We start from the raw sequence: 26,362 nt of genomic DNA, 5'->3' as shown, positions 1-26,362 counted from the left end.
CCGCACCGGCGGCACCCCGCCTCGAAGGAAAAAAAGATCTCGACCCCGGGACTGCCGCCCGCTAGGCTGCCCCGCGATGACGAACCGGACTGTTCACAGATGGGGGGACCCGAACAAGCAAGGCGAGTGCTGATGACCACTCACCGAACGCTTCGGGACCCTTTCCTGACCTTCTGGCTGCGCGTGCGCGAGTTCGCCGTGCCGCCCTCCATGATCGAGACCGCCACGGCCCGGCGCACGGCGGGAGACTGGGCCGGCGCCTGCGCGGCGGCCGGGGTCGACGTCGACCTCGCACCGCGCACCCTGGTCGCCGCGTACGGCCGGGAGCTCACCGACCGGATCCGGGCCGACCTGCGCCATCTGGCACCGGACCTGCTGCGCTGGCATCTGCCGAGGATCGCTCCGCGCGGGCTGCTGCGCCCGGGGCTGACGATCCCGCTGGCCCGGTACGAGACCGGCGACGCGGGTCCACGGGAGGCCGTGCATCTGGTCGTCCGGACCCCGCCCGCCTGGGCGGACGCCGGACAGCGGATCAGCCTCGCCCTGTGGGACGGGACCCGCGCGGCCCCGGCCCGCCACCCGCATCCCCGGCCCAGCGCCCGCTTCCGGCTGGATCTGCACCGCCACCTCTGGGACGCGCGCCGCACGGCCGAACTGGGGGAGCGCTCCGGAGCGGGCCCCGCCGGTCCCGCCCGTGGCCCGGCGCTCGATCCGGCGGTCGCCGCACGGGTGCCGGCGGGCCGTCGCTGCGCCGTGCACCGGTGGGCGGCCGAGGCGGACCTGCTGCTGCGGGCCGGGTCCCGTACGGACCGGACGTTCGCCGTGCGCCTCGGTGGCGGACACCGGCTCCTGCTCGACCTGGCCACCGGCGGCGACGGGCCGGGAGCGGTGCCCGTGCTCCGGATCGCGGATCCGCCGGGCGAACGGGCCGGCGACATCCCGCCCGTGCTCCCCGACGCCGCCACCTGGGCCCTGCCCGACGCGGAGCTGGTCCGGGCCGGGGCGCTCGACCCGGGACGCCTGCATCCGCTCGTGCGCACCGCCCTGTACCCGGACCACTCCGCCCCCGCACCGGCCGGGGCCGAGGGCGGGGCCGGGCGGGTCCGGCTGGTGGACTGCCGGGGCGAGGCGCACCGGATCGGCCTGGTCGACGGCGTCCTGGCCCCGCTGGACCACGATCCCGCCGAACTCCGCCGCGAAGAGCTGCTGGCCGCGCTGACGGGCACCCCCTTGCCCTGTCTCCAGGCCGTCGACGCGGCGCACCGCCGCCCGGACTGCCTCGGCGGGGTCCGCGAACGGCTGGACCACGGCGACATCGGCGGTGCGCTCGCCGTCGTCGAGGGACTGCTCGGACCGGACGCGGTGCTGCGCGACGGCCCGCTGCGGGACGAGCTGGAATCCGCGGCGCGGCGCCGCATCGCGTACGGGCTCTTCCGTGCCGGCCTCGCCGAACCCGCCCCGCGCACCCGCCGGGGAGAGCCGGTCCGCCCGCGCTCTCCCCGCCGCCGAAGCCGCCGCTGACCGATCCCCCTGACGCCCCGGCCGCGCACGGGCGTCGGACGCACGCCCCGCACGGCGTACGCGTGTGCCCCGACGCCCGCACCGGTCTGATCCCAACGAACGACCCGGGTGGACGAGACCCGGGCCCTGCCGTGTCCTTACCCGGAGGCGGCCCCGCCCGGCCCCTCCGGGCCGTGGCGGACCTACGAGAACCCAAGGTGATGCCCTCATGACGATGTCCCCGCCCCTGTCCGCTTCCGCCGACCCGCTCCACATCGCCGGTGAACTGACGGCCCTGCTCGACACCACGTCGACCGAACCGCGCCCCGACGCACAACTGGAGGCGCTGACCCTGGCCGTCGCCGCCGACCTGCCCGTCCTCCTCTGGGGCGAGCCGGGCATCGGGAAGAGCGCCGCGCTCACCCAGCTCGCCGACGCACTCGGCCTCCCGCTGACGACCGTCATCGCCAGCGTCCACGAGCCGTCCGACTTCTCCGGGCTGCCGATCGTCGGCGACGACCCCGCCGAACAGGGCGTCCCGATGGCACCACCGGACTGGGCGGTGCGCCTGGTCCGGGCCGGGCGCGGGCTGCTCTTCCTCGACGAACTCTCCACCGCCCCGCCCGCCGTCCAGGCGGCGCTGCTCCGGCTCGTCCTGGAGCGGCGCGTCGGCGCCCTCCGCCTCCCGCCCGGGGTGCGGATCGTCGCCGCCGCCAACCCCCGGTCCTCGGCCGCCGACGGCTGGGAGCTCAGCCCGCCGCTCGCCAACCGCTTCGTCCACCTGCAGTGGGTGCACGACCACGACGTCGTCGTCCGGGGGCTCGGCGGGACCTGGCCGCGTGCGACCCTGCCCCGGCTGGACCCCGAACGGCTCACCGGGGCCGTGGAGTTCGCCCGCCGGGCGGTCTGCGGTCTGCTCGCCGCCCGGCCCGCGCTGGTGCACCGGCTGCCCAGCGGGGAGACCCGGCGCGGCGGCGCCTGGCCCTCCCCGCGCAGCTGGGAGATGACCGTGCGCCTGATCGCCTTCGCGACCGCCGCGGACGTCTCCCGCGAGGTGCTCTCCCTGCTGGTCCGGGGCGCGGTCGGGGACGGACCGGGGCTGGAGCTGCTGGCCGCCGTCGACCGGATGGACCTGCCGGACCCGGAGATGCTGCTCGCCGACCCGGACGGCGCCGCTCTGCCCGAGCGGGGTGATCTGCGCCAGGCCGTACTCGACGGGGTGGTGGCCGCCGTCCGGAAGCGGCCGGACCGGGCCCGCTGGGACGCGGCGTGGCGGCTGCTGGTCCGGGCCCTGGAGACCGGCGCCCCGGACCTCGTGGTGGTGCCCGCCACCACGCTCGCCACCCTGCGGCAGGAGGACTGGGACGTGCCGGAGACCATCGAGAGGATGGCCGGAGTGGTCTCGATCTCCCGCCGCGCCGACCGGGCGGCGGCCCGCACCACCGCCCCCGCCGGAGCCCGCCGGTGAACCCGGCCGAGCCGGGGACCCCGGCCTGGGAGACGGACCCGGCCAGGACGGCGGCGCTGGACCGCGACAAGCTCTTCGCCGCCCGGCTGTACGCGGCCCGCGCCCGCCCCTACCTCGCCACCGCCCTGTTCGCCCTGCACACCGTCGCGTCGCGACGCGTGCCGACCATGGCCGTGGACCGCTTCTGGCGCTGCTACGTCTCACCCGCCTTCGTGGACGCCACCCCCGTGGAGGAACTGGCCGCGGTCTGGGTCCACGAGGTCTCGCACCTCCTGCGCGACCACCACGGGCGCGGCGACGCCTACGCCCGCCGGAACGGGCTCACCGGGCGCGCCGAGCGGCTGCGGATGAACATCGCGGCGGACTGCGAGATCAACGACGACGCCTTCGACGAGGCGCTGCCGCGCCCCGCCGGGGCCGTGGTGCCCGCCGATCTGGCCCTGCCCGAGGGGCAGTTGATGGAGCAATACCTTTCCCGGTTCCGGCTCGGCCGGCTCACCGCGCACCTTGCCTGGCTGGACTGCGGCAGCGGCGCCGACGGGCTGGAGAGGGAGTGGGACCTCGGGCCGGACGGTGCCCACGGTCTGAGCGCCCAGGAACGGGACGCGGTGCGCTTCCGCGTCGCCCGGGGCATCACCGGGCGGCCCGGTGACACCTCGGAGGGCTGGGCGCGCTGGGCCGAGGAGGTGTTCCACCCGCCGCAGCCCTGGCGGGAGCTGCTCGGGGCCGCCGTCCGCTCGGCGGCCTCCGGGCCCGGGGCCGGAGAGGACTACTCGTACGGCAGACCGGCCCGCCGTTCGGCGAGCGTGCCCGGGGCCGTGCTCCCGGGCCTGCGGCGCCGGCCGCCCCGCGTCGCCGTCGTCATCGACACCTCCGCCTCCGTCAGCGACACCGAACTGGGCAGTGCGCTGCTGGAGGTCACGGCCATCTCCCGGGCCGTGGGCGGCCGTCGGGACCTGATCACGGTCCTGTCGTGCGACGCGGCGACCCGGGTGGTGCACCCGCTGTGCCGGGCCGAGGGCATCCCCCTGGCCGGGGGCGGCGGCACGGACCTGCGCGACGGCTTCGCCCGTGCGCTGCGCACCCGCCCCGGCCCAGACGTCGTCGTGGCCCTCACCGACGGACAGACGCCGTGGCCGTCCGCCCCGCCGCCCTGCCGCACCGTGATCGGTCTCTTCGACCGGACCCGGCTCCCGACGTGGGACGAGGACGACGCCACCTACGTCCCGGACGAACCGCCCTCCTGGGCGCGCACGGTGATGATCGGGCGCGGCGGCACGGGACGCTGAGATCCCGGCGGCCGCACGGGCGCGGGCGGGGCCATACGTGTGCGTCCCGCCACCCCCGTACGCGGCTCAGGCCGGGGGAGGGGCCGCTCCCGGGGCCCCGGCGCGCAGACCGTCCATCACGAGGTCCAGGAGGCGGGCCGCGCGCGGCTCCCACGGGCCGTGCGGGTCGAGCTGCCAGAGTCCCGCGATCGCGAGCAGGAAGTCGTCCGGCGTCACCCCGGACCGGATCGTGCCCGCCCGCTCGTTGGCGTCCAGCAGCAGGGTGAGGGCGTGGGTGACGGGGCCGTGCCCGAGCTGGGCCAGGCTGCCGCAGCGGCTCGCCGTGGTCCGCAGCGCGTCGGCCAGGCCCGCCTTCGCCATCGCGTAGCGGGCCAGCCGGTCCATCCACTCCCGCAGCGCCACGTCCGGGGGGCGCGCGAGGAGCAACTGGGCGGCCGTCTCGGCGACCTGCTGCATCTCGTAGCGGTACACCTCCAGGACCAGGGCCTCGCGGTTGGGGAAGTTCCGGTAGAACGTGCCCTGGCCGACCCCCGCCTTCTTGGCGATCACGCTGACCGGGGTGTCCGCGGCGCGCGTGAGCTCGACGAGGGCGACGGCCAGGATGCGTTCGCGATTGCGCTGGGCGTCCGGGCGCTGAGGGGCGCTCATATCGTCCCGCACACCTGCTCCTTCCGGACACACCAACGAAACGGCCTTGCTGAGCGGACAGCTGTCCGCTAGGTTCGGGAGATAAGCGGACAGCTGTCCGCTTCCCCGCACCCTAGCGGTAGTTCCGGCCGATCCCGCCGACCCGTCTCCCCCCGCACCGTTCACTCCACCCGTATCGCCGTGTCACGTCCGGTGGTTCACCGGATTCGTCTTGTTCCGACGCGCTCACGCAGTACGAAGGAAGGCCGATCATGTCCCCATCGACGTCCAGCGCCATCACGCTGCACATCAATGGCGAAAAATACACGCTTCCCGTCGACCACCGCACCACCCTGCTCGACGCACTCAGAGAACGCCTCGATCTGACCGGTACGAAGAAGGGCTGCGACCAGGGACAGTGCGGGGCCTGTACGGTCCTGCTCGACGGGCGGCGCACGGTCTCCTGTCTCCAGCTCGCCGTCGCCGCCGAGGGGCGGGCGGTCACCACCATCGAGGGCGTGGCCGACGGCGACCGGCTGCACCCCGTGCAGCAGGCGTTCCTCGATCTCGACGGCTACCAGTGCGGATACTGCACCCCCGGCCAGATCTGCTCCGCCCTCGCGGTCATCGAGGAGCACGCCGCCGGCTGGCCCAGCGCCGTCACCGACGACGTGCGGCCCGAGGCGGGACCACCGGCCCTCACCGACGAGGAGATCCGGGAACGGATGAGCGGCAACCTCTGCCGCTGCGGCGCGTACATGTCCATCGTCCGGGCCGTCGCCCGCGCCGCCGAGCGGACCGCGGCCGACGCCGGGTCCGAGGAGGCCGCCGCATGAGGGAGTTCGGATACGAGCGGGCGCACACCGTCGCCGGGGCGGTCGCCCTGCTCGCGGCGGAGCCGGAGGCCCGGCTGCTCGGCGGCGGAACCAACCTCGTCGACCTCATGAAGGCCGGTGTGGAGCGCCCGGCGCTCCTCGTCGACGTCCAGGAACTGCCCCTCGGCGAGATCGCGTTCACGGAGGATGGCCTGCGCATCGGGGCGACCGTCACCAACAGCGACCTCGCCGCCCATCCCGAGGTGCGGCGCCACTTCCCGGCCCTCGCCCAGGCCGTCCTGGCCGGCGCCTCCGGCCAGTTGCGCAACATGGCCACCGTCGGCGGCAACCTGCTCCAGCGCACCCGCTGCGGCTATTTCGGCGACACCTCCCGGCCGTGCAACAAGCGCACCCCGGGCAGCGGCTGCCCCGCCCTCACGGGCGAGCACCGCAACCACGCCATCCTCGGCGCCTCCGAGCACTGCGTCGCCACCCACCCCTCGGACATGGCGGTCGCGCTCGCGGCCTTCGACGCCGTCGTGTCGTACGAGACGGCCGAGGGCCCCGGCGTCCTGCCGCTGTCCGCGTTCTACCGGCCCGTGGGGGTGACCCCGCACCTGGAGACGGAGCTGCCGCCCGGGGCGCTGATCACGGGCGTCACGGTGCCGACGGCCGCCGCCGCGGCGCACTCCCGCTACCGCAAGGTGCGCGAGCGCGCCTCGTTCGCCTTCGCCATCGGCTCGGTCGCCGCCGGACTCGACATCCGCGACGGCGTCGTGCGCGAGGCGCGCCTCGCCCTGGGCGCGGTCGCCTCGCGGCCCTGGCGGGCCCACGCGGCCGAACGCGTCCTGACCGGGGGCCCGGCGGACACGGCGGCCTTCGGCGCGGCCGCCGACGCCGAACTGGCCGGCGCGCGGGCCCTTCCGGACAACGGGTACAAGGTGACGCTGATGCGCAACCTCGTCGTCGCCGTCCTCACCGAACTCGCCCAGGAGGCCGCCCGATGACCACGACGACCGACACCACGACCACCGGCCGCGCCGTCGGCACCGCCCGGACGCGCGTGGAGGGCCGGGACAAGGTCACCGGGGCCGCCCGCTACGCGGGCGAGATCCCGTTCGCCGGCCTCGCCCACGGCTGGTTCGTCCTGTCGACCGTGGCGCGCGGCCGCATCCGCTCCCTGGACGACGCCCCGGCCCTCGCCATGCCCGGGGTCCTGGCCGTGCTCCACCACGGCAACGCTCCCCGCGTCGACACCGGGTACATCGGCATGCTGGGATCGCCCAACCCGGTCGTCGGCCTCTTTCAGCACGACCGGATCCCGTTCCTGGGCTGGCCCGTCGCCCTCGTCGTCGCCGAGACCTCCGAACAGGCCAGGGAGGCCGCGGGCGCGCTGCTCGTGGAGTACGAGCGGGAGCCGCACGACGTGGAGTTCGCCGCCGGCCACCCCGGCGCCTACGTCCCCGAGGAGGCCATGCCCGACGCCGGCACCGACAAGGGCGACCTCGCGGAACGGCTGAGGGCCTCCGCGTACGTCGTGGACGAGGAGTACACGACCCCCGAGGAGCACCACCACTCCATGGAGCCGCACGCGGCGACCGCGCGCTGGGACGGCGGCCGGCTGGAGGTCGTCGACTCCAACCAGGGCACCTCCTGGGTCGCGAGCGAACTCGCCTCGCTGTTCTCCCTCGACCCCGGCTCCGTCCGCGTCCGCTCCGAACACGTCGGAGGCGGCTTCGGCTCCAAGGGACTCGCCCCCCACCAGGTGGGCGCCGTGATGGCGACCACGATGCTGCACCGCCCCGTCCGCGTGGTGCTGACCCGGCGCCAGATGTTCACCCTCGTCGGCTTCCGCAGCCCCACGCACCAGCGCGTGACGCTCGGCGCCGACGCCGACGGCCGGCTGCTGGCCCTCGACCACCAGTCGCTCAGCCTCACCTCCACCGTGCACGAGTTCATCGAGCCCGGCGCCACGGTCTCCCGGGTCATGTACGACGCCGACGCGCACCGCACCGGACACCGCGTGGTGCGGCTCGATGTACCGACGCCCACGTGGATGCGGGCCCCCGGCGAGACACCGGGCTCCTTCGCCCTGGAGTCGGCCGTCGACGAACTGGCGGAGAAGTGCGGCCTGGACCCGGTCGAGCTGCGGCTGCGCAACGAGCCGGAGACCGGACCGGTGTCCGGACTGCCGTTCAGCAAGCGGAATCTGCGGGCGTGCCTGGAGGAGGGTGCCCGCAGGTTCGGCTGGGCCGGCCGGGACCCCCGCCCCGGCATCCGCCGCGAAGGGCGGTGGCTCCTGGGGACCGGGGTGGCCGCGGCCACCTTCCCCGCCGGCGCCGGCGCGTCCACGGCGTCCGCGACCGCCCTGCCGGACGGCCGGTTCACCGTACGGGTCAACGCCGCGGACATCGGCACGGGCGCCCGGACCGCGATGACCTCCGTCGCGGCCGACGCGCTGGGTGTGGACCCGGGCCGCGTCCGGATCCTGATCGGCGACAGCGACATCGGCCCCGCGTGGATCGCGGGCGGCTCCATGGGCACCCGCTCCTGGGCGTGGGCCGTGCGGCTCGCGGCCGGGGAACTGCGCGAGATGCTCGCGCTCGGCGGGACGATCCCGCCCGAGGGCCTCACCACCCGGTCCGATACCACCGAGGCCGTCCAGGCGCTGGCCCAGCTCGAACGGCACACCTACGGAGCCCAGTTCGCGGAGGCGGCCGTCGACACCACCACCGGAGAGGTGCGGGTGCGCCGGATGCTCGGCATCTTCGCCGCGGGCACCGTCGTCAACCCGCTGACCGCCCGCAGCCAGCTTGTCGGCGGCATGACGTGGGGCCTGTCCATGGCCCTGCACGAGGAAGCGGTCCGCGACCGGCACTCCGGCGGTTACGTCAGCGCCGACCTGGCCGGATACCACGTCGCCGCCCACGCCGACGTGACCCGCGTCGAGGCGGACTGGGTCGACGACCACGACCCGAACGACCCGGTCGGGATCAAGGGCGTCGGCGAGGTCGGCATCGTCGGTGCGGCCGCCGCCGTCGCCAACGCCGTCTGGCACGCGACCGGCGTGCGCCACCGCAGCCTGCCGATCCGCCCGGACCGTGTCCTCACCGCGGCGCAGGAGGGAGCACCGGGTGCTTGACATCGTCGCCGACCTGCGCCAATGGTCCCGGGAGGGCCGGGACTTCGCCGTCGCCACCGTGGTGCGGGTCGGCGGCAGCGCCCCCCGGGGCCCCGGCGCAGCCCTGGCCGTCGACACCGAGGGCACCGCCATCGGCTCGGTCTCCGGCGGCTGCGTCGAGGGCGAGGTCTACGAACTCTGCGTCCAGGCGCTCCGGGACGGCCGGACCGTGCGCGGCCGGTTCGGCTACAGCGACGAGGACGCCTTCGCCGTGGGACTGACCTGCGGCGGTGTCCTCGACGTCCTGGTCACCCCGGTGCGCGCCGGAACGCCGGTGTTCGCGGCGGCGTTCGAGGCCGCGGTGCGCGGGGAGCCGGCCGCGCTCGCCCGGGTCGCCAGGGGGCCGGACGACCTCCTCGGGCAGGCGCTGCTGGTGCGCTCCGACGGCGCGTACGAGGGCACGCTCGGCGGACGGCCGGAGCTGGACCGGGTGGCGGCGGCCGAGGCCCGCGCCCTGCTGGACGCCGGGCGCACGGGCTCCGCCGAGCTGGCGGAGGACGGCTCGGGCTGCCCCGGCGGACTGACGCTGTTCGTCGAGTCCAGCCTGGAGCCGCCCCGGATGATCGTCTTCGGCGCGGTGGACTTCGCCACGGCGCTCGTGCGGGCCGGCAAGTTCCTCGGCCACCATGTGACGGTCTGCGACGCCCGCCCGGTCTTCGCCACCCGGGCGCGCTTCCCCGACGCGGACGAACTCGTCGTCGACTGGCCGCACCGCTACCTCGCGAGCACCGCGACCGACGCCCGCACCGTCCTCTGCGTCCTCACCCACGACCCCCGCTTCGACATCCCGCTCCTGGAGACCGCCCTTCGCCTCCCCGTCGCCTACGTCGGCGCGATGGGCTCCCGCCGCACCCACGAGGACCGCGAACGCCGCCTGCGCGAAGCCGGCCTCACCGACCGGGAACTCAACCGCCTCCACTCCCCGATCGGCCTCGACCTCGGCGCCCGTACCCCGGAGGAGACCGCCCTCTCCATCGCCGCCGAGATCGTCGCCGAACGCCGGGGCGGCACGGGCGCCCGGCTGACCGGGGCGGGCACACCCATCCACCACGACGCCGGGGAACCGCTGCCCGTCACCACGGACCCGTGAACGTACGCCCGGTGTGCGGCCCGCACGCACGGGCGCCACAGCCGGCCGGCCCCCCCGCCGTCGAGCGAGGGGCCGGCCGTTCCCGCGTCCGTCAGACGCCGAAGGGCGCCGGATAGTGGATGGTGCCTGCCGGGGCGGGGACGGTGGTGTCGAGGACCAGGACCATCATCGCCTCGTCGGGAACCTCGAAGGCGGGCCGGATGCCGTACCGCGAGGCCGGGGTGAAGCCGAACCTCGGGTAGTACTCCGGGTGCCCCAGGCAGGTGACGATGTTCTCGCCCCGCGCGCGGGCGGCGTCGAGCGCGGCACGGATCACGGCGGATCCCGCGCCCGTCCGCTGATACGCGGGACGCACCGCGCACGGGCCCAGAACCAGGGCCGGGGCGTCGTCGATGTGGCAGCGGGTCAGCAGCGCGAAGGCCGCGAGGGTGCCGTCCGGGGCTTCCGCGACCAGGGAGAGGCCGGGAATCCAGGCCGGATCGGTGCGCAGGGCCTCGACGAGATCGGCCTCCAACGGGGTCGGGAACGCGCCGAGGTTGACCTCGCGGATCGCATGGGCGTCGGCGGGCGTTTCGGGGCGGGTGGTCCAGATGACGGAGTCGTTCATGGGAAGAGCCGGGTCCGTTTCGTGGAGAGGAAGGGGAAGGGAGGTCGGAGCGGTGCTGCCGTGCGCCGTCACTGCTGGCGCTCGCGGAAGCGGTAGGTCGCGCGCAGATGCCGGGTGATGGACTTCTGCTGGTCGGTGCGGCCGGCCCGCATTCTGGCGTCGCTGCGGGAGGCCGCCCATTCGCTCTCGCGCAGCAGCTTGCGGTAGCTCTCCAGACGGCGTTCGCTCAGCCCGCCGGAGCGGATCGCGCGCCGGACCGCGCAGCCGGGCTCGCTGTCGTGCCCGCAGTCCCGGAACTGGCACTCCTGGGCGAGGGCTTCGATCTCCGCGAAGACCTGCTCCAGACCCTCGGCGGCGTCCTGCAGTCCGATCCCGCGCAGCCCCGGGGTGTCGATGAGCACGCCCCCGCCGGGCAGCGGGAGCAGTTCGCGGTGGACGGTGGTGTGCCGGCCCTTGCCGTCCTGGGCCCGGACCGCTCCCGTGGCCAGGACCTCGGCGCCCAGCAGCGCGTTGGCCAGCGTGGACTTGCCCGCGCCCGAGGGGCCGAGCAGCACCGTGGTGCCGTGGGCCAGCGCGGTGAGGATGTCCAGTCCGGCACCGGTGGCGGCGCTGGTGACCACGGTGTCGACGCCCGGCGCCAGCGCGGCGACCTCGGTCTGCGCGGCGTCGGCGTCGGCCGGGTCCGCGAGGTCCTGCTTGGTGAGTGCCAGCACGGGCACGGCACCGCTGTCCCACGCCAGCGCGAGCAGTCGTTCGATCCGGCCGGGGTTCGGCGGGGCCGCCAGGGAGACGGCGACGACCACGGTGTCGATGTTGGCGGCCAGGGCCTGCCCGTGGGAGGAACGGTCGGCGGCGGAGCGCACGATGACGCTCCGTCGGGGCAGCAGGGCCACCAGCTGCGGATCGGAGCCGGTGCGCAGAGCGGCCCAGTCGCCGGTGCAGGGGGACAGGAGGGGGTCCGGCGACGACACCGCCGGGGAGCCCGCCCGCACCGGGCCGGACTCGGTGACCACGTCGCACCGGCCGCGGTCCACCCGGACGATCCGGGCGGGAACGAGGCCGTCGGCGCGATGCGCGGCGAAATCACGGTCGAACGCTTCGTCCCACCCGAACGCGGCCAGGGTGGAACCGGCTGGATCGGATGACGAGGAAGAGGTGGAGAAGGTGGATGACAACGTCGGAGACCTTTGAACGAGGGTCCCGTCAGGACGTCACGCCGCCACGCGAGCGAACACGCTCCAAGCAGGGTGGAGGAGAAACGAACTCAGACCGGGACCCGGGACGTGAGGATGGCCCGGGTGCTGCCGAAGGCAGCGGTCTCCACCGCGGTCATGAACCTCACCTCCCTCATGTCGTCACCAGCCGAAAATTCCTTGAGAAGGCTATCACCCGAGCCGGCGGTCGACCAGCGTCCACGGAGCGCGCGGTCCCGGCACGCCGCCGCGAGAGGTGGAGGCCCGGCGGCGCGGGACGACGGTCCGGGACTGTCAGTGGGATGCGCTTCACTTCCCCCATGGCCGATCACCCGTTCCTGGACACCATCTGGCAGCATCTGCGTCCCGTGCTGGGACCCGCCCCCGCACCCCGCGCCGCCGTCCTGCTGGACGTGCCGGACGGGACGGACTTCGACGACCTCCTCGACGCCGTCTCGGGCAGGGCCGGGACGCCGAGAACGCTGCGTACCGGAGGCAGGAGCGCGGTGGCCGCCACCGCGCGGACCGGCCGGCCGCTCGTGGACGCCCTCGGGGACGACGTGCGGGAACTGCGCGCGTGGGCCCACTGGAACGACTGGATCGGCTGCGCCGTGCTCGACGGGGGAGCGGGACGGGAGCGGCAGGTGGCGGTCGTCGCCCACCGCGAGGATCCCGCCGCCGGGGGACTGCCGCAGGACGCCGACTGGGTCGAGCGGCTGAGGCTGCTCACCGGCTGGGAGCCGGTGCCCCGGACACCGGTGGACTGGCGAAGGGCGGAGGAGGAGCTCGGGACGCGGCTGCCGGCCGACTACAAGGCGCTCGTGGACCTCTTCGGGTGCGGCAGTTTCGACCTCTACGTGGACCTGCTGATGCCCGGCAGGCGCGGGCTCGATCTGGTCCGCTGGGCCGGGACGGACGCGGCCGGGAGCGGTGCCGGACGCGGCGTGCCCGTCTTCCCGGCCCCGGGCGGGCTGCTGCGGTGGGGGTCGTCCGACCAGGAGCTGGAGTTCATGTGGCGGACGGGCGCGGCCGACCCGGACGACTGGACCGTCGCCGTCCGCACGGACCTCGGCGGCTGGGAGGAGGACGCCTCCGACGGCGACGCCTGGGAGCGCTACGACTGCGGGGTCGCCGAGTTCCTGGTCCGCATGCTCACGGACACCGGCGTCGGCTATCCCACGGCCGGGATCGCCGCGCACTGCTTCCTGGACTACGAGTGAGCGGACACCGGGGTTCCGGCCGCCGCAGCATGGGCATGCCATGGCGGGTGAGGTGCCCGTCCGGGTGATCCGGGAGGCGGCAGCGGGGAAGCCGTGACGGCTCCCGCGGTGCCGCACCGGTCCCGGGGGCGGTTGCCTCACCCATGCCGTAGCTCGGCCCCGGACCGGAGAGGACCCCGCATGACCCGCAGCACCGCCCGGATCGTCCATCTACGCGCGGGCGGGGTGAGCTTCGTCGTCGAACTGCTCGCTCCGCTGCCCCGCGTGCTGCACTGGGGCGAGGACCTCGGCCCGCTCGACGGCGACGGGCTCGCGGCCCTGGCCCTGTCGGGGGACGGTGCGGGGCTGCACTGCGCGCTGGACGAGCCCCGCCGGTTCACGGTCTGGCCCACTCAGGCCGAGGGCTGGTCGGGGACCCCGGGCCACGAGGGGCACCGCGCCGGCACCGCGACCACCCCCCGGCTCCGGACGACCGGCACCGAGGAGAGCGCCGACACCCTGGTGATCGGCCTCCACGACGACGACGCGGGACTCGACCTCACCCTCACCTATCGGCTCGACCCCTCCGGCATCCTCGCCGTGCGTGCCCGGATCACGGCCCCGGACGACGCCCCCGGCCCCGCCCCCTACGACCTCACGGCCGCCACCGTGCTGCTCCCGCTGCCCGCGAGGGCCCAGGAGATCATGGACTTCACCGGCACCTGGTGCCGCGAACGCGCCCCGCAGCGCGCCCCGCTCACCCACACCGGCCATGTCCGCGAGGTCCGCCGGGGCCGCCCCGGCCACGACGCACCGCATCTGCTCACCGTGGGCGTGCCCGGCTTCGGCTTCCGCGAGGGCGAGGTGTGGGCGCTCCACGTCGGCTGGAGCGGCAACCAGCGCTGGCTGGCCGAGCGCCGGCCCGAGGGCGCGGGCGTGCACGGGGCCGTCCTCGGCGGCGGTGAGCTCCTCGTGCCCGGCGAGATCCGGCTCGCCCCCGGCGACGCCTACACCGCGCCCGAGTGCTTCTTCGCCTGGTCGGCCGACGGTCTCGACGGCCTGGCCGACCGCTTCCAGACCCTGCTCCGCTCCCGCCCCGGCCACCCCTCCACCCCGCGCCCGCTGACCCTCAACACCTGGGAGGCCGTCTACTTCGACCACCGGCCCGAACGGCTCCTCGCCCTGGCCGACGCGGCCGCCGCCGTCGGCGTGGAACGCCTCGTCCTGGACGACGGCTGGTTCCTCGGCCGCCGCGACGACACCGCCGGCCTCGGCGACTGGACCGTCGACCCCGCGGTCTGGCCCGAGGGGCTTGGCCCGCTGGCCGACCGGGTGCACGCCCACGGCATGGAATTCGGGCTCTGGGTCGAACCCGAGATGGTCAACCTCGACTCACAACTCGCCCGCGAGCACCCCGAATGGATCCTCGGCCCGTCCGCCGGCCTCGGACCGGCCTCCCGCCACCAGTACGTCCTCGACATCGCCCACGAGGACGCCTTCACCCACCTCCTGGACACCCTGGACGCCCTGGTCGCCACCTACGGCATCGACTACCTGAAGTGGGACCACAACCGCGACCTGCACGAGGCCGTGCACCGCGACCCCCGCCACGGCGACCGGCCCGGCACCCACGCCCAGACCCGCGCCCTGTACCGGCTCCTGGACACGCTCAGGGCCCGCCACCCCCGCCTGGAGATCGAGTCGTGCTCCAGCGGCGGCGGCCGCACCGACCTCGGCATCCTCGCCCGCACGGACCGGGTCTGGGCCTCGGACTGCAACGACCCCGTCGAACGCCAGGCCGTCCAGCGCTGGACCGCGCAACTCCTGCCCCCCGAACTCGTCGGCGCCCACGTCGGCGGTCCCCGCAGCCACACCACCGCCCGCACCACCGACCTCTCCTTCCGCCTGATCACCGCCCTGTTCGGCCATGCCGGCATCGAGGACGACCTCACCGCCCGTACCCCCGACGAACGCACCGCGCTCACCCGCTGGGCCGCCCTCTACAAAGAGGTACGCGGCCTGCTCCACACCGGACGCGTCGTCCGCGCCGACCTCGGCGACGACGCCACACACCTCCACGGCGTCGTCGCCCACGACGCCCGCTCCGCCCTGTACTGCTGGACCCGCACCGAGACGTCCGTACCCGCCCAGTCCGGCCGGGTCCCCCTCCCCGGCCTCGCACCGGACCGCACCTACGGCCTCAGGATCCGCACCGAGGCCGGACTGCCGTCCCTGCACGAGGTGACCGCCCCCGCCTGGTACGAGGCGGCGCTCGACGGCTGGATATCGCTCCCCGGCACCGTCCTCACCCGCGCCGGACTGCCCTTCCCCACCCTCGACCCCGCCCAGGCCCTCCTGATCGAGGTCGGTGAGGAGTCCCGGGTCGGCTGAGGGAGGCCGCCCGGGGGCCCGCGGGCCCCCGGGCGCTCACGCGCCGAGCCGGATCTCCCGGCCCTGCCAGCGCCGGCGCAGCCAGCGGTCGTGACTGGCCACGACCACCGCTCCGGGCCCGGGGCCGAGGGCGTCCTCCAACTCGTCGCACAGGCGCGGCGACAGATGGTTCGTCGGCTCGTCCAGCAGCAGGAGCTGCGGGGGGCGCGCGGTGAGCATCGCCAGGGCGAGCCGCCGCCGCTGGCCGGCCGACAGCCGGCCCACCGGGGTGTCGAGGTCGTGGTCGTGGATCAGCCCCAGCGAGGCGAGCGGCACGGCTTCCGCCCGCTCGGCGCCGAGCACCGACTCGTACACCGTGCGGACCGTGCGCTCGGGCCGGGAGAAGCGGGTGTCCTGGGCGAGCATCGCCCAGAACAGGTCCGGCCGCCGCTCCACCTTCCCGTGCGCCTCCAGCCTCCCGGCGACGACCGCCAGCAGCGTCGACTTCCCCACTCCGTTGCCGCCGGTCACCAGCAGCCGGTCCCGGGCCGTCACATCGAGACGGCCGACCGCCAGCCGGCCCGGGACGCTGACATCGCGCAGCGACACCAGGATCCCGTCCTCCGACTCCCCGGCCAGGGCGGTGTGCCGGAACCGCAGCGGCGGAGGCGGCTCCGCCACCCGGTTGCGCTCCAGCTCCTCCACCCGGCGCGAGGCGTTGCGGACCCGGCGGGCGATCTGGCTCTGCACCCGGCCCGCCCGCAGCCCGTACCCCATTTTCTCGGTGTCGCGCGGGGCCCGGTCCGGCGCGACCGCGCGGGCGGTCACGTCCGCCGACCGCCGCAGCGCGGACAGCTCCTGCTCCTCCTCCGCGAACCGCCGCTCCCAGCGCGCCCGTTCGGCACGCTTCTGGGCCAGATAGCCGGTGTAGTCCCCGCCGTACCGCACCGGGCCGTCCACCGCGGGATCGAGGTCGATCAGGTCCGTGCAGACGGCGTCCAGGAAGGCCCGGTCGTGGCTGGCGATCACCACCGGACCGGCCACGGCGCGCATCTGCTCCTCGACGAACGCCGCCGCCTCGTCGTCGAGATGGTTCGTCGGCTCGTCCAGCAGCAGGGCGCCGGGACGCCGCACCAGCAGCGCCGCGAGCGCCAGCCGGCCGCGCTGGCCGCCCGACAGCGATCCGAGGGTCCTCCCGTGCTCCAGCGCGCCGAGACCGAGTCCCGTCAGCAGGACGCCGGCGCGCCGGTCGGCGTCCCAGACCTCACGCTCCTCGGCCCGCTCCAGCATCCCGCCGTACGCCTCCAGCAGCGCGGCGTACGCCGGGGAGCTCTCGTCGGTCGCGGCGAGCCGCCCGGAGAGCCGTTCCAGCTCCGCGACATCGGCGCGGGCCTCGCGCAGTGCCTCGTCCAGGACGTCGGCGATCGTCGCCCTGGCGTCGTACGCCATCTCCTGGTGGAGGAAGCCCACGTCGGCGGGGCGGGTCACGGTGCCGGAGTCCGGTTCGTCCGCGCCGGCCAGCAACCGCAGCAGCGTCGACTTGCCGGCCCCGTTCTCCCCGATCAGGCCGATGCGGTGGCCGGGGGACGCGGTGAGGGACACCCCGTCCAGGACGCGCCGTCCGCCGAGGACGCGGACGAGGTCGTGGGCGAGCAGGGCGGACGGGGGCAGGGGGTGGCGCTCGTTCATGAGGGAACTCCTACGGGGTCGTTGGACGGCGCGCCGGTCGGCGGGCCGGAACCGCACGTCAGGAGGTCATGACAGCGGCGCCCCGGCCTCCGTGAGCTTCCCGTCCGCCAGCCGCAGCCGGCGCCCCACCCCGATCCGTTCCAGGAACCGCTCGTCGTGGCTGACGACCACGAACGCGCCCCGGTACGAGCCGAGCGCGCTCTCCAGCTGGTCGGCGCTGACCAGGTCGAGGTTGTTCGTCGGCTCGTCCAGGAGCAGCAGCTGCGGGGCCGGCTCCGCGCACAGCACACAGGCCAGCGTGGCCCGCAGCAGCTCCCCGCCCGACAGCACGGCGACCGGCAGATGGGCGCGGTCCCCGCGGAAGAGGAAGCGGGCCAGCAGGTTCATCCGCTCGGCCTCCGTGCGGTGCGGGGCGAAGTCCGCGAAGTTCTCCGCCACCGTGCGGGCGGGGTCCAGCAGATCGAGGCGCTGCGACAGATAGGCGATCCGCCCGTCCGCCCGCCTGATGCTGCCGCCGGACGGTTCCAGATCGCCGTTGACCAGGCGCAGCAGAGTGCTCTTGCCCGCGCCGTTGGGTCCGGTCAGCGCGATGCGCTCGGGGCCCCGGATCGTGAGGCCGATGCCCGGCGCGGCGAACTGGTCCCGGTCACCGAGGCGGACCTGGAGCCCTTCGGTGAGCAGCACCGTCCGCCCGGCCGGGACGTCGGTGTCCGGCAGGTCGAGCGTGATGTGCTGGTCGTCGCGCACGGCGCGCCCCGCCTCGTCGAGGCGGGCCTTGGCCTCGCCGACCCGGGCGGCGTGCGTCTGACCGGCCCGGCCCGCGGACTCCTGGGCGCCGCGCTTCATGTTCCCGGCGAAGATGCGCGGCAGGCCCGCGTTCTTGAGGTTGCGGGCGGCGTTGCTCGCCCGGCGCTCGGCCCGCTCCTTGGCCTGCTGCATCTCCCGCTTCTCGCGCTTGAGTTCCTGTTCGGCGTTGCGGACGTTCTTCTCGGCGACCTCCCGCTCGGCCCGGACGGCCTCCTCGTACGCCGTGAAGTCGCCGCCGTACAGCCGCAGTTCACCGGCGTTCAGCTCGGCGATGCGGTCCATGCGGTCGAGCAGCGCACGGTCGTGGCTGACCAGCAGCAGCGTGCCGTTCCACCCTTCCAGGGTGTCGTAGAGGGCGTGGCGGGCGTCCAGGTCCAGATTGTTCGTCGGCTCGTCCAGCAGCAGGACGTCCGGCGACTTCAGCAGCTGCGCGGCCAGGCCCAGCGAGACGACCTGGCCGCCGCTGAGCGTGCCGATGCCCCGGTCCAGCGCGAGACCTCCCAGACCGAGCCGGTCGAGCTGGGCGCGGGTGCGCTCCTCGATGTCCCAGTCGTCACCGATCACGGCGAAGTGCTTCTCGTCCACGTCGCCGGACTCCACGGCGTCCAGCGCGCGGATCACCGCGTCGACACCGAGGACCTCGGCCACCGACAGATCTCCGGTCAGCGGAAGGCTCTGCGGGAGATAGCCGAGCGTGCCCTCCACGGTGACCGAACCGGCGGTGGGGCGAAGCTCGCCCGCGATCAGCTTGAGCAGGGTGCTCTTGCCCGAACCGTTGGGTGCGACCAGACCCGTGCGGCCGGGGCCCACGGTGAAGGAGAGCCCGGCGAAGACAGGGGTGTCGTCGGGCCAGGAGAAGGAGAGCTGGGAGCAGATGATGGATGCGTCGGACATGCGGAAGACCTCAGGGTGTGCATTCCGGAACCGGCACGGACTGCCGTCCGGAGAATGGCCGAAAGGGACAACGAGATGGCCACTTCGCCGACGCTTCCGGGCGCCCGCGGTGGCCGATCACTACCGGGTCTCACCCGGAGATGTCGTCGTCGCCTGCCATGTCTGGTCTCCTCGTCGTACGCGGCCCGTCGCCGCACAGCACGACGATCTTAACAGCCGGCCCCCGGCGGGGCCCGTGGATTTACCCCGCCCTGTGAACCTCACGGGGCGCCGCGCGGCCGTCGCCCCGCGAGGTTCACAGGGCGGGGACGCGGACGAACCGTTCGGTCAGGTGGAGATCGGCCTCGATGCGGGAGGCGGCGTCGCGCAGCGCGGGCAGCACCTCCGAGGCGCACTCCTCAAGGGTGCGGCTGCTGGCGTGCATGGCCACGTTCACCGCCGCGACCACCGCGCCTCGGCGGTCCCGGACCGGAACGGCCAGGGAGCGCAGGCCGGCCTCCAGCTCCTGGTCGACCAGGGCCCACGCCTCGGCACGGACCGTGTCCAGGGCGGCGCGCAGCTCGTCCCGGTCGGTGACGGTGTGCTCGGTGAGGGCGTGCGGCGCGCTCCGCGCCAGCCGGGCGTCGCGTTCCTCTTCGGGCAGCGCGGCCAGCAGCACCCGGCCCATGGAGGTCGCGTACGCCGGGAAGCGCGTCCCCACCGTGATGTTGACGTTCATGATGCGCCGGGTCGCCACCCGTGCGACGTACTGCACCTCGTCCCCGGCCAGGACGGCGAGCGAGGCCGAGTCCCGGACCCGCTCGGTGAGCGCGGCGAGATGCGGCTGGGCGATCTGGGGGAGCGTCGCCCGGGACAGCGGCGGGTAGCCGAGGGCGAGGACGCGGGGGGTGAGGCGGTGCGTCCGGTCCCGCACGGTGACGTAGCCGAGGTGCTCCAGGGTGATCAGCGCCCGCCGGGCGGTCGCCCTGGCCAGTCCGGTGGCACGGGCCACCTCGCTCAGCGTGAGCGCCTCGCGGCCCGCGCCGAAGGCCGTGGGCACGCTCAGCCCCCGGGCCAGGGACTCGTTGAAGTCGCGGCCCAGCTCCTGCTTGGACGCGCCGGTCCAGGAGGCGAGCGCGGTGGGGGAGTCCGGGGCGGCGGCGGGCGGTGCCTGGCGCAGGTCCCGCTCCATCTCCCCGGCCGCCGTCAGCAGCCGGGGCAGCAGGGTCTCGCGCAGGGAGTCGGCGGTGTGCCGGCTGGTGTGGCTGACGATGCTGAGGAAGCAGGCCGGGGAGCCGTCCGGGGAGCGGACCGGTACGGCGAGGGCGACGAGTCCCGGTTCGATGAGCTGGTCGTCCAGGGCCCAGCCGTCCCGCCCCGCCCGCCGGGCGCGCGCGGCGAATTCCGCCTCGTCGGCCGGCGGCCGGGGCGGCGCCGCCGGGAAGGCCGTACCGTCCGGGTCCGAGGCCCGGCCCTCGCGCCACGACCGCCAGTCCTCCTCGTCCCAGCCGGACGCCAACAGCGGTCCGGGGGCGGTTCGTTCGGCGGGCAGCGGATCACCGATGCGGAAGCTGAGCGACATCGCCCGGCGCCGGGTGGCCTGATGGACGAAGCGGATCCCGTCGCCGTCGGCCACCGCGAGGGAGACCGATTCGTCGAGCGCGTCGGCCAGGGCGTCGGCGCGCCCGCCGAGCAGGTCCGGGAGGCGCAGCGCGGAGAGATAGGCGTTGCCCAGCTCCATCAGGTGCGGGGCGAGCACCACGTCCCGGCCCTCCACCCGGACGTACTCCATCCGGGCCAGCGTCGCGACGATCCGGTCGACGGTGGAACGGGCCAGTCCGGTGGCGCGTTCCAGGGCGCTCGGGCTCATCGCGCCGCCCGCGTCGGTGAGGCGGCGCAGCACGGCGATGCCCCGGATCAGCGGGGTGACGGCCTCGGCGGGCGGCTTTGTGCCGGTCGCGCGGTCGGTGGGGGTCGGTGGCATCGGCTCTCCGTGGTGCGTGGTGGGGACACAGTAATGAAGCGGGCGGCGGCGCCGGCCGTTGACAGGGGGCCGGGGCGGCGGCAGACTCCGGGCCAAGAATAGTGAAAGAAACTTCACTATGCGAACACGTGAGGAGCCGTCCCATGGACAAAGTGGTCGCCTCCGCCGCGCGGGCCGTGGCCGACGTGCCGGACGGCGCCTCGCTCGCGGTGGGCGGATTCGGGCTCAGCGGCGTCCCCGACACCCTGATCGCCGCCCTCCACGCCCAGGGCACCCGCGACCTGCGCGTCGTCTCCAACAACTGCGGCGCCCAGGAGTCCGGGCTCGCGACCCTGCTCGCCGCCGGGCGCATCAGCCGGGTCACCGGCTCGTACATCGGCGCCAACAAGGAGTTCGGCCGCCAGTACCTGGCCGGGGAACTCGAACTGGAACTCATCCCGCAGGGCACCCTCGCCGAACGCCTCCGCGCCGGAGGGGCCGGCATCCCCGCCTTCTACACCCCGGCCGGGGTCGGCACGCTCGTCGCGGACGGCGGCATGCCCTGGCGCTACGACGGGCGGGGCGGCGTCGCGGTCGCCTCCCCGGCCAAGGAGGTCCGCGACTTCGACGGGGTCCCGCACGTCCTGGAGCGCGGCATCCGCACCGACTTCGCGCTCGTCCGGGCCGCCCTGGGCGACCGGCACGGCAACCTCGTCTTCGCCAAGGCCGCCCGCAACTTCAACCCGCTCGCCGCCATGGCCGGCCGGATCACCGTCGCCGAGGTCGAGGAGCTCGTCGAACCCGGCGCGATCGACCCCGACCGGGTCCACCTCCCCGGTGTCTTCGTCCGCCGCGTCGTCCCGCTCACCCCCGCCCAGGCCGCCGACAAACGGATCGAGCGGCGCACCGTGACCCCCCGCCCCAGCCCCGACGAGGACGGCCGCCGATGAGCTGGACCCGCCAGGAGATGGCCGCCCGCGCCGCCGCCGAACTGCGGGACGGCGAGTACGTCAACCTCGGCATCGGCCTGCCGACGCTGATCCCCAACCACCTGCCCCCGGACGTGCACGTCGTCCTGGAGTCCGAGAACGGCATCCTCGGCACCGGGCCCTTCCCGTACGAGGAGGACGTCGACCCCGACCTCATCAACGCGGGCAAGGAGACCGTGACGGTCCTGCCGGGCGCGTCGTTCTTCGACTCCGCGCTCTCCTTCGCCATGATCCGGGGCGGTCACATCGACACCGCCGTACTCGGCGCCATGCAGGTCTCCGCAGGCGGCGACCTCGCCAACTGGGCGGTGCCCGGACAGCTCGTCACCGGCATCGGCGGCGCCATGGACCTCGTGCACGGGGCACGCCGCGTCATCGTGACCATGACCCACACCGCCAAGGACGGCAGCCCCAAACTCGTCGAGCGCTGCACCCTGCCGCTCACCGGGCGCGCCTGCGTCCACCGCGTCATCACCGACCTGGCCGTCCTGGACATCACCCCCGACGGACTGCTCCTGGTCGAGACCGCGCCCGGCGTCGACGCCGCCGAGGTGCGCGCCCGCACCGACGCCCCCGTACGGGAACGAGAGGACCGACCCGCATGACCGCCCCCGCCGCCCCGCGCATACCGCACCCGAGCGGAAGCGACACCGCCCCGCGCCCGCCGGACCAGGCCGGGATCAGCGCCGAGATCGACGCGGCCCGCTCCGCCTACGCCGCCGCGCTCGCGGCCGGCGCCCCCGCCCGCCCGCACCCCGCCCGGGACTACGCCCCCTACCGCTCCAGCACCCTGCGCCACCCCCGCAACCCCCTGATCGCCGTCGGCGAGGACCCCGAGGCCGTCGAACTCTCCGGCCCCGTCTTCGGCGTCACCGACGTCACCGACCTCGACCACGACCTCACCCGGCAGCACCACGGCGAACCGCTCGGCGAACGCATCACCGTCTCCGGCCGCGTCCTCGACCGCTCCGGCCGCCCCGTGCGCGGCCAGCTCGTCGAGATCTGGCAGGCCAACGCCTCCGGCCGCTACGCCCATCTGCGCGACCAGCACCCCGCCCCGCTCGACCCCCACTTCACGGGCGTCGGCCGCTGTCTGACGGACGACCAGGGCGGTTACGCGTTCACCACGATCAGGCCCGGTGCCTATCCGTGGCGCAACCACACCAACGCCTGGCGCCCCGCGCACATCCACTTCTCGCTGTTCGGCACCGCGTTCACCCAGCGGCTCGTCACCCAGATGTACTTCCCCGGCGACCCGCTCTTCCGCTACGACCCGATCCTCCAGTCCGTCACCGACGACGCCGCGCGCGAACGGCTCGTCGCCGCGTACGACCACGAACGGTCCGTGCCCGAGTACGCGCTCGGCTACCGCTGGGACATCGTCCTCGACGGCCCGTCCGCCACCTGGACCGAGGAAGGCCGCTGATGCCCGCCACCCCGCCGCCGCCCGGCCCCACCCCGTCGCAGACCGTCGGGCCCTTCTACGGATACGCCCTGCCCTTCACCGGGGGCGGCGACCTCGCCCCGCCCGGACACCCCGACGCCCTCGTCGTGCACGGCCGGGTCCTGGACGGAGCCGGGGCGGCGGTGCCGGACGCACTCGTGGAGGTGTGGCAGCCGGCGCCCGACGGATCGCGGAACGGGGCCCCCGGCTCGCTGCGCCGCGACCCCGTCACCGGCGCGGTCGCCGGCCGCCACGGCCTCGCCTTCACCGGTTTCGGCCGGGTCGCCACGGACGCCGACGGCCACTACGCCGTACGCACCCTGGCTCCGGGCGGCGCCTCCTATGTCGCGCTCGCGGTCTTCGCCCGGGGACTCACCCACCACCTGTACACACGCGCCTACCTGCACGACGCCCCCGGCCTCGGCACCGACCGGCTCCTCGCGGGCCTGCCCGCCGCCCGGCGTGCGACCCTGATCACCGTGCCGGAGGGCGACGGCGTCCACCGCTTCGACATCCGTCTGCAGCACGACGGCGTACACGAGGAGACGGTCTTCCTTGACTTCGGCTGACCCCGCCGCCGACATCGGACTGCTGGCACCCGTACGGGCCGGAACGGCCGTGGCGGACGCGACCGGTGACGCGGCGTACCTCCAGGCCCTGCTCGACGCCGAGACCGCCCTCGTCCGCGCGCGCGAAGCGCTCGGCCAGGCCCCGCCGGGGACCGCGCGCGCCGTCGCCGCGGCGGGCGACGCACGGGGATACGACCTCGGCTCCCTGGCGGCCCGCGCCCGCGCCGGCGGCAACCCGGTCATCCCGCTGGTCGCCGACCTGACGGCCGCCGTCGCCGCGCACTCCCCGCAGGCCGCCGCCCAGGTGCACCGGGGCGCGACCAGCCAGGACATCCTGGACACGGCGGCCATGCTGGTCGCGGCCGGGGCGCTGCGGACCGTCCTGGCCGATCTGGACCGCACCGCCGCCGCCCTCGCGCGCCTCGCCGCCGAGCACCGCGACACGCCGATGGCCGGGCGCACCCTCACCCAGCACGCCGTCCCGACCACCTTCGGCCTGAAGGCGGCGGGCTGGCGCTCCCTGGTGTTCGACGCCCGCGACCGCCTCGCCGCCGTCCTGGCCCGGCTTCCCGTTCAACTCGGCGGCGCGGCAGGTACCTTGGCGGCCTTCACCGACCCGGTGGAACCGGACCCAGGGGCCGCGATCCGCCTGGTCGAGGCATACGCGGCCGAGACCGGACTCGCCGTCCCCGATCTCCCGTGGCACACCCTGCGCACCCCCGTCGCCGACCTCGCCGGGGCACTGGCCCTCACCTCCGGCGCCCTCGGGAAGATCGCGGCGGACGTCCTGGTCCTCTCCCGCACCGAGATCGGCGAACTCGCGGAGGGCGGCGGGGGAGGCTCCTCCGCGATGCCGCACAAGGCGAACCCCGCCCGCGCCGTGCTCATCGCCTCGGCGGCCCGGCAGGTACCCGCGCTCGCCGCCGTCCTGTACGGCGCGGTCGCCGCCGAGGACGAACGCCCGCCCGGGGCCTGGCACGCCGAATGGCAGCCCCTGCGCGAGGCGTTGCGCACCACCGGCGGTGCCGCCGAGGCCGCCGCCGCGCTCACCGAGGGGCTGCGGGTCCATTCCGGCCGCATGCGGGAGAACCTGGACGCGACCGGCGGACTCGTCGTCAGCGAACGGATCGCCGCCGCGCTCGCCCCACGTCTCGGACGCGCCGCCGCCCGGACGGCGGTGACCGAGGCGGCGGCCCGCACCGCCCGCGAACCGATCGCCTTCCGCGACGCCCTCACCGCCCACCCCGCCCTCGCGGGCGTCCTGGCCGACGACGACCTCGCCGCCCTCACCGACCCCTCCGGCTACACCGGCGCCGCCGGCCCCCTCGTCGACCACGCGCTGCGCCGGGGCCCGGCGCGCCTCTGAGTCGTACGCCACCACGCAGCCGCACCGCACGGACACGGCACCACGGCCCCCGCCCGCGCAACCGCACCGCATCCGTTCCGACCCGCCGCCCCGACCCGCCCTCGTGGCGGCCACCAGGAGGACCCATGCCATCCCCGGACCCGTCCGGACTCCCCACCACCGGTCCGCTCCACCACCGCGAGGACGGTTCGCCCACCGCGCCGCCGCTCCTCCTCGGGCCCTCGCTCGGAACCGCACTGACCGTCTGGGACGCGCAGACCGGGGCCCTGGCCCGGAACCACCGCGTCGTGCGCTGGGACCTGCCGGGGCACGGAGGTTCGCCCGCCGCGCCCGGCGGCGGGGTCGCCGGTCTCGGTGCGCGGGTGCTGCGCCTCGCGGACGCGCTGGGCATCGACAGGTTCGCGTACGCGGGCATCTCGCTCGGAGGAGCCGTCGGCACCTGGCTCGCCGTCCACCACCCCGACCGGATCAGCGCGCTCGCCCTGGTGTGCTCCTCGGCGCGGTTCGGGGAGCCGCGCGCCTGGACCGAGCGCGCGGCGCTCGTACGCGACCGGGGGATGGGGCCCGTGGCCGCCACGGCGGCCGGCCGCTGGTTCACCGGGGACTTCGCGGACGAACCGGCCGCCCGCACCCTGCTCGCCGGTCTCCACGACGTCGACCCCGCCGGGTACGCCGCGCTGTGCGAGGCCCTCGCCACCTACGATCTGCGCGACGCCCTGGGGCGGATCACCGCGCCCACGCTGGTCGTCGCCGGGCGCGAGGACCCGGCCACCCCGGTGGCCGACGCCCGCGCGCTCGCCGACGCGATCCCCGGGGCCGCGCTCCTCGAACTCCCGGGTGCCGCCCACCTCGCCAACGTCGAATCGCCCGCCGCCGTCACCGCCGCGCTCACCGGCCACTTCGCCGCCGCGGCTGCCCGCTCCGCCGACGACGCCTCCCGGCACGCTGCCGGAACGGCCGTGCGCCGCACGGTCCTCGGGGACGCCCACGTCGACCGGGCCGCCGCCCGGACGAGCCCGTTCACCGCCGACTTCCAGGACTTCCTCACCCGCTACGCCTGGGGAGAGGTCTGGACCCGGCCCGGCCTCGACCACCGCACCCGGCGCTGCCTCACCCTCACCGCCCTGATCGCCCTCGGCCACCACGAGGAACGCGACCTGCATCTGCGGGCCGCGCTCTCCGACGGCGGCCTCACCCCCGGGGAGGTCCGCGAGGTGCTGCTCCAGGCGGCCGTGTACTGCGGGGTGCCCGCGGCCAACTCCGCGTTCGCCGCCGCCGACCGCATCCTCGCCGAACTCGCCCTGCCCGCAGAGGAGAAGTAGC

21 protein-coding genes are annotated in these 26,362 nt (G+C 75.2%); 15 read left to right on the top strand and 6 right to left on the bottom strand.

Annotated features, from left to right (window positions below):
• Positions 1-132 precede the first annotated feature (132 nt).
• From ACWCXC_RS10255 to ACWCXC_RS10245, 3 genes are all read left to right on the top strand, one after another.
• Positions 133-1,521 (top strand): hypothetical protein, encoded by a 1,389-nt coding sequence (locus ACWCXC_RS10255; protein WP_450887948.1) that lies wholly within the window; start codon positions 133-135, stop codon positions 1,519-1,521.
• Positions 1,522-1,729: 208 nt separating this feature from the next.
• Positions 1,730-2,968: an AAA family ATPase gene (locus tag ACWCXC_RS10250; RefSeq protein ID WP_450686221.1), complete on the top strand. Its 1,239-nt coding sequence runs from the start codon at positions 1,730-1,732 to the stop codon at positions 2,966-2,968.
• Positions 2,965-4,257: a vWA domain-containing protein gene (locus ACWCXC_RS10245; protein ID WP_450887946.1), complete on the top strand. Its 1,293-nt coding sequence runs from the start codon at positions 2,965-2,967 to the stop codon at positions 4,255-4,257. The genes ACWCXC_RS10250 and ACWCXC_RS10245 overlap by 4 nt, the downstream gene beginning before the upstream one ends.
• Positions 4,258-4,323: 66 nt before the next feature.
• On the opposite strand, the gene ACWCXC_RS10240 is transcribed toward ACWCXC_RS10245, so the two are convergent.
• The gene (locus ACWCXC_RS10240) at positions 4,324-4,905 is read right to left on the bottom strand and encodes a TetR/AcrR family transcriptional regulator (RefSeq protein WP_450887944.1); all 582 of its coding nucleotides are present in this window, start codon (positions 4,903-4,905) and stop codon (positions 4,324-4,326) included.
• Positions 4,906-5,156: 251 nt separating this feature from the next.
• Between ACWCXC_RS10240 and ACWCXC_RS10235 the strand changes: the two genes are divergently transcribed.
• The 4 genes from ACWCXC_RS10235 to ACWCXC_RS10220 are packed head-to-tail and all read left to right on the top strand — an operon-like array spanning position 5,157 to position 9,970.
• A complete protein-coding gene (locus ACWCXC_RS10235; protein WP_450686424.1) occupies positions 5,157-5,720 on the top strand; it encodes a (2Fe-2S)-binding protein in 564 nt (187 codons plus the stop codon).
• Complete coding sequence (locus ACWCXC_RS10230; RefSeq protein WP_450887942.1) at positions 5,717-6,706, top strand: FAD binding domain-containing protein; 990 nt, start codon at positions 5,717-5,719, stop codon at positions 6,704-6,706. Before ACWCXC_RS10235 ends, ACWCXC_RS10230 begins: the two co-directional genes overlap by 4 nt.
• Positions 6,703-8,841 carry a xanthine dehydrogenase family protein molybdopterin-binding subunit gene (locus tag ACWCXC_RS10225; RefSeq protein ID WP_450887940.1) on the top strand — a complete coding sequence of 713 codons (2,139 nt, stop codon included), beginning with the start codon at positions 6,703-6,705 and terminating at the stop codon, positions 8,839-8,841. The genes ACWCXC_RS10230 and ACWCXC_RS10225 overlap by 4 nt, the downstream gene beginning before the upstream one ends.
• Positions 8,834-9,970, top strand: a complete 1,137-nt coding sequence (locus ACWCXC_RS10220) for an XdhC family protein (RefSeq protein ID WP_450887938.1) — start codon at positions 8,834-8,836, stop codon at positions 9,968-9,970. Before ACWCXC_RS10225 ends, ACWCXC_RS10220 begins: the two co-directional genes overlap by 8 nt.
• Before the next feature lie 91 nt (positions 9,971-10,061).
• Here ACWCXC_RS10220 and ACWCXC_RS10215 read toward each other — a convergent pair whose 3' ends face one another.
• Positions 10,062-10,577, bottom strand: coding sequence for a GNAT family N-acetyltransferase (locus ACWCXC_RS10215; protein ID WP_450887936.1), 516 nt, complete (start codon positions 10,575-10,577; stop codon positions 10,062-10,064).
• Positions 10,578-10,645: 68 nt separating this feature from the next.
• Entirely contained in the window at positions 10,646-11,752 is a 1,107-nt protein-coding gene (rsgA, locus tag ACWCXC_RS10210) for a ribosome small subunit-dependent GTPase A (protein ID WP_450686198.1), read from the bottom strand.
• A 338-nt stretch (positions 11,753-12,090) separates the two neighbouring features.
• Between rsgA and ACWCXC_RS10205 the strand changes: the two genes are divergently transcribed.
• Positions 12,091-12,990: a hypothetical protein gene (locus ACWCXC_RS10205; RefSeq protein ID WP_450686197.1), complete on the top strand. Its 900-nt coding sequence runs from the start codon at positions 12,091-12,093 to the stop codon at positions 12,988-12,990.
• 180 nt (positions 12,991-13,170) lie between these two features.
• Complete coding sequence (locus tag ACWCXC_RS10200; RefSeq protein ID WP_450887933.1) at positions 13,171-15,360, top strand: alpha-galactosidase; 2,190 nt, start codon at positions 13,171-13,173, stop codon at positions 15,358-15,360.
• Between the two features lie 36 nt (positions 15,361-15,396).
• On the opposite strand, the gene ACWCXC_RS10195 is transcribed toward ACWCXC_RS10200, so the two are convergent.
• The 3 genes from ACWCXC_RS10195 to ACWCXC_RS10185 all read right to left on the bottom strand — a co-directional run bounded on the left by ACWCXC_RS10195 (position 15,397) and on the right by ACWCXC_RS10185 (position 20,692).
• Positions 15,397-17,028, bottom strand: a complete 1,632-nt coding sequence (locus tag ACWCXC_RS10195) for an ABC-F family ATP-binding cassette domain-containing protein (protein WP_450887931.1) — start codon at positions 17,026-17,028, stop codon at positions 15,397-15,399.
• 66 nt (positions 17,029-17,094) lie between these two features.
• On the bottom strand, positions 17,095-18,729 hold the full coding sequence (gene abc-f / locus ACWCXC_RS10190; RefSeq protein WP_450887929.1) for a ribosomal protection-like ABC-F family protein: 1,635 nt from the start codon (positions 18,727-18,729) through the stop codon (positions 17,095-17,097).
• A 295-nt stretch (positions 18,730-19,024) separates the two neighbouring features.
• The gene (locus tag ACWCXC_RS10185) at positions 19,025-20,692 is read right to left on the bottom strand and encodes an IclR family transcriptional regulator domain-containing protein (protein WP_450887927.1); all 1,668 of its coding nucleotides are present in this window, start codon (positions 20,690-20,692) and stop codon (positions 19,025-19,027) included.
• Positions 20,693-20,835: 143 nt separating this feature from the next.
• On the opposite strand from ACWCXC_RS10185, the gene ACWCXC_RS10180 reads away from it, so the two are divergent.
• From ACWCXC_RS10180 to pcaDC, 6 genes are all read left to right on the top strand, one after another.
• Positions 20,836-21,621: a CoA transferase subunit A gene (locus ACWCXC_RS10180; RefSeq protein WP_450686136.1), complete on the top strand. Its 786-nt coding sequence runs from the start codon at positions 20,836-20,838 to the stop codon at positions 21,619-21,621.
• A complete protein-coding gene (locus ACWCXC_RS10175) occupies positions 21,618-22,265 on the top strand; it encodes a CoA transferase subunit B (RefSeq protein WP_450686137.1) in 648 nt (215 codons plus the stop codon). The genes ACWCXC_RS10180 and ACWCXC_RS10175 overlap by 4 nt, the downstream gene beginning before the upstream one ends.
• On the top strand, positions 22,262-23,086 hold the full coding sequence (gene pcaH / locus ACWCXC_RS10170; RefSeq protein ID WP_450686138.1) for a protocatechuate 3,4-dioxygenase subunit beta: 825 nt from the start codon (positions 22,262-22,264) through the stop codon (positions 23,084-23,086). The genes ACWCXC_RS10175 and pcaH overlap by 4 nt, the downstream gene beginning before the upstream one ends.
• Complete coding sequence (gene pcaG / locus ACWCXC_RS10165) at positions 23,086-23,673, top strand: protocatechuate 3,4-dioxygenase subunit alpha (RefSeq protein ID WP_450686139.1); 588 nt, start codon at positions 23,086-23,088, stop codon at positions 23,671-23,673. The genes pcaH and pcaG overlap by 1 nt, the downstream gene beginning before the upstream one ends.
• The gene (pcaB, locus tag ACWCXC_RS10160) at positions 23,660-25,039 is read left to right on the top strand and encodes a 3-carboxy-cis,cis-muconate cycloisomerase (protein WP_450887924.1); all 1,380 of its coding nucleotides are present in this window, start codon (positions 23,660-23,662) and stop codon (positions 25,037-25,039) included. Before pcaG ends, pcaB begins: the two co-directional genes overlap by 14 nt.
• A 125-nt stretch (positions 25,040-25,164) precedes the next feature.
• On the top strand, positions 25,165-26,361 hold the full coding sequence (gene pcaDC / locus ACWCXC_RS10155) for a bifunctional 3-oxoadipate enol-lactonase/4-carboxymuconolactone decarboxylase PcaDC (protein WP_450887922.1): 1,197 nt from the start codon (positions 25,165-25,167) through the stop codon (positions 26,359-26,361).
• Position 26,362: the final 1 nt, after the last annotated feature.

It is taken from the genome of Streptomyces sp. NPDC001515 (assembly GCF_053597115.1).
This window is presented reverse-complemented; position numbering and strand designations above follow the sequence as displayed.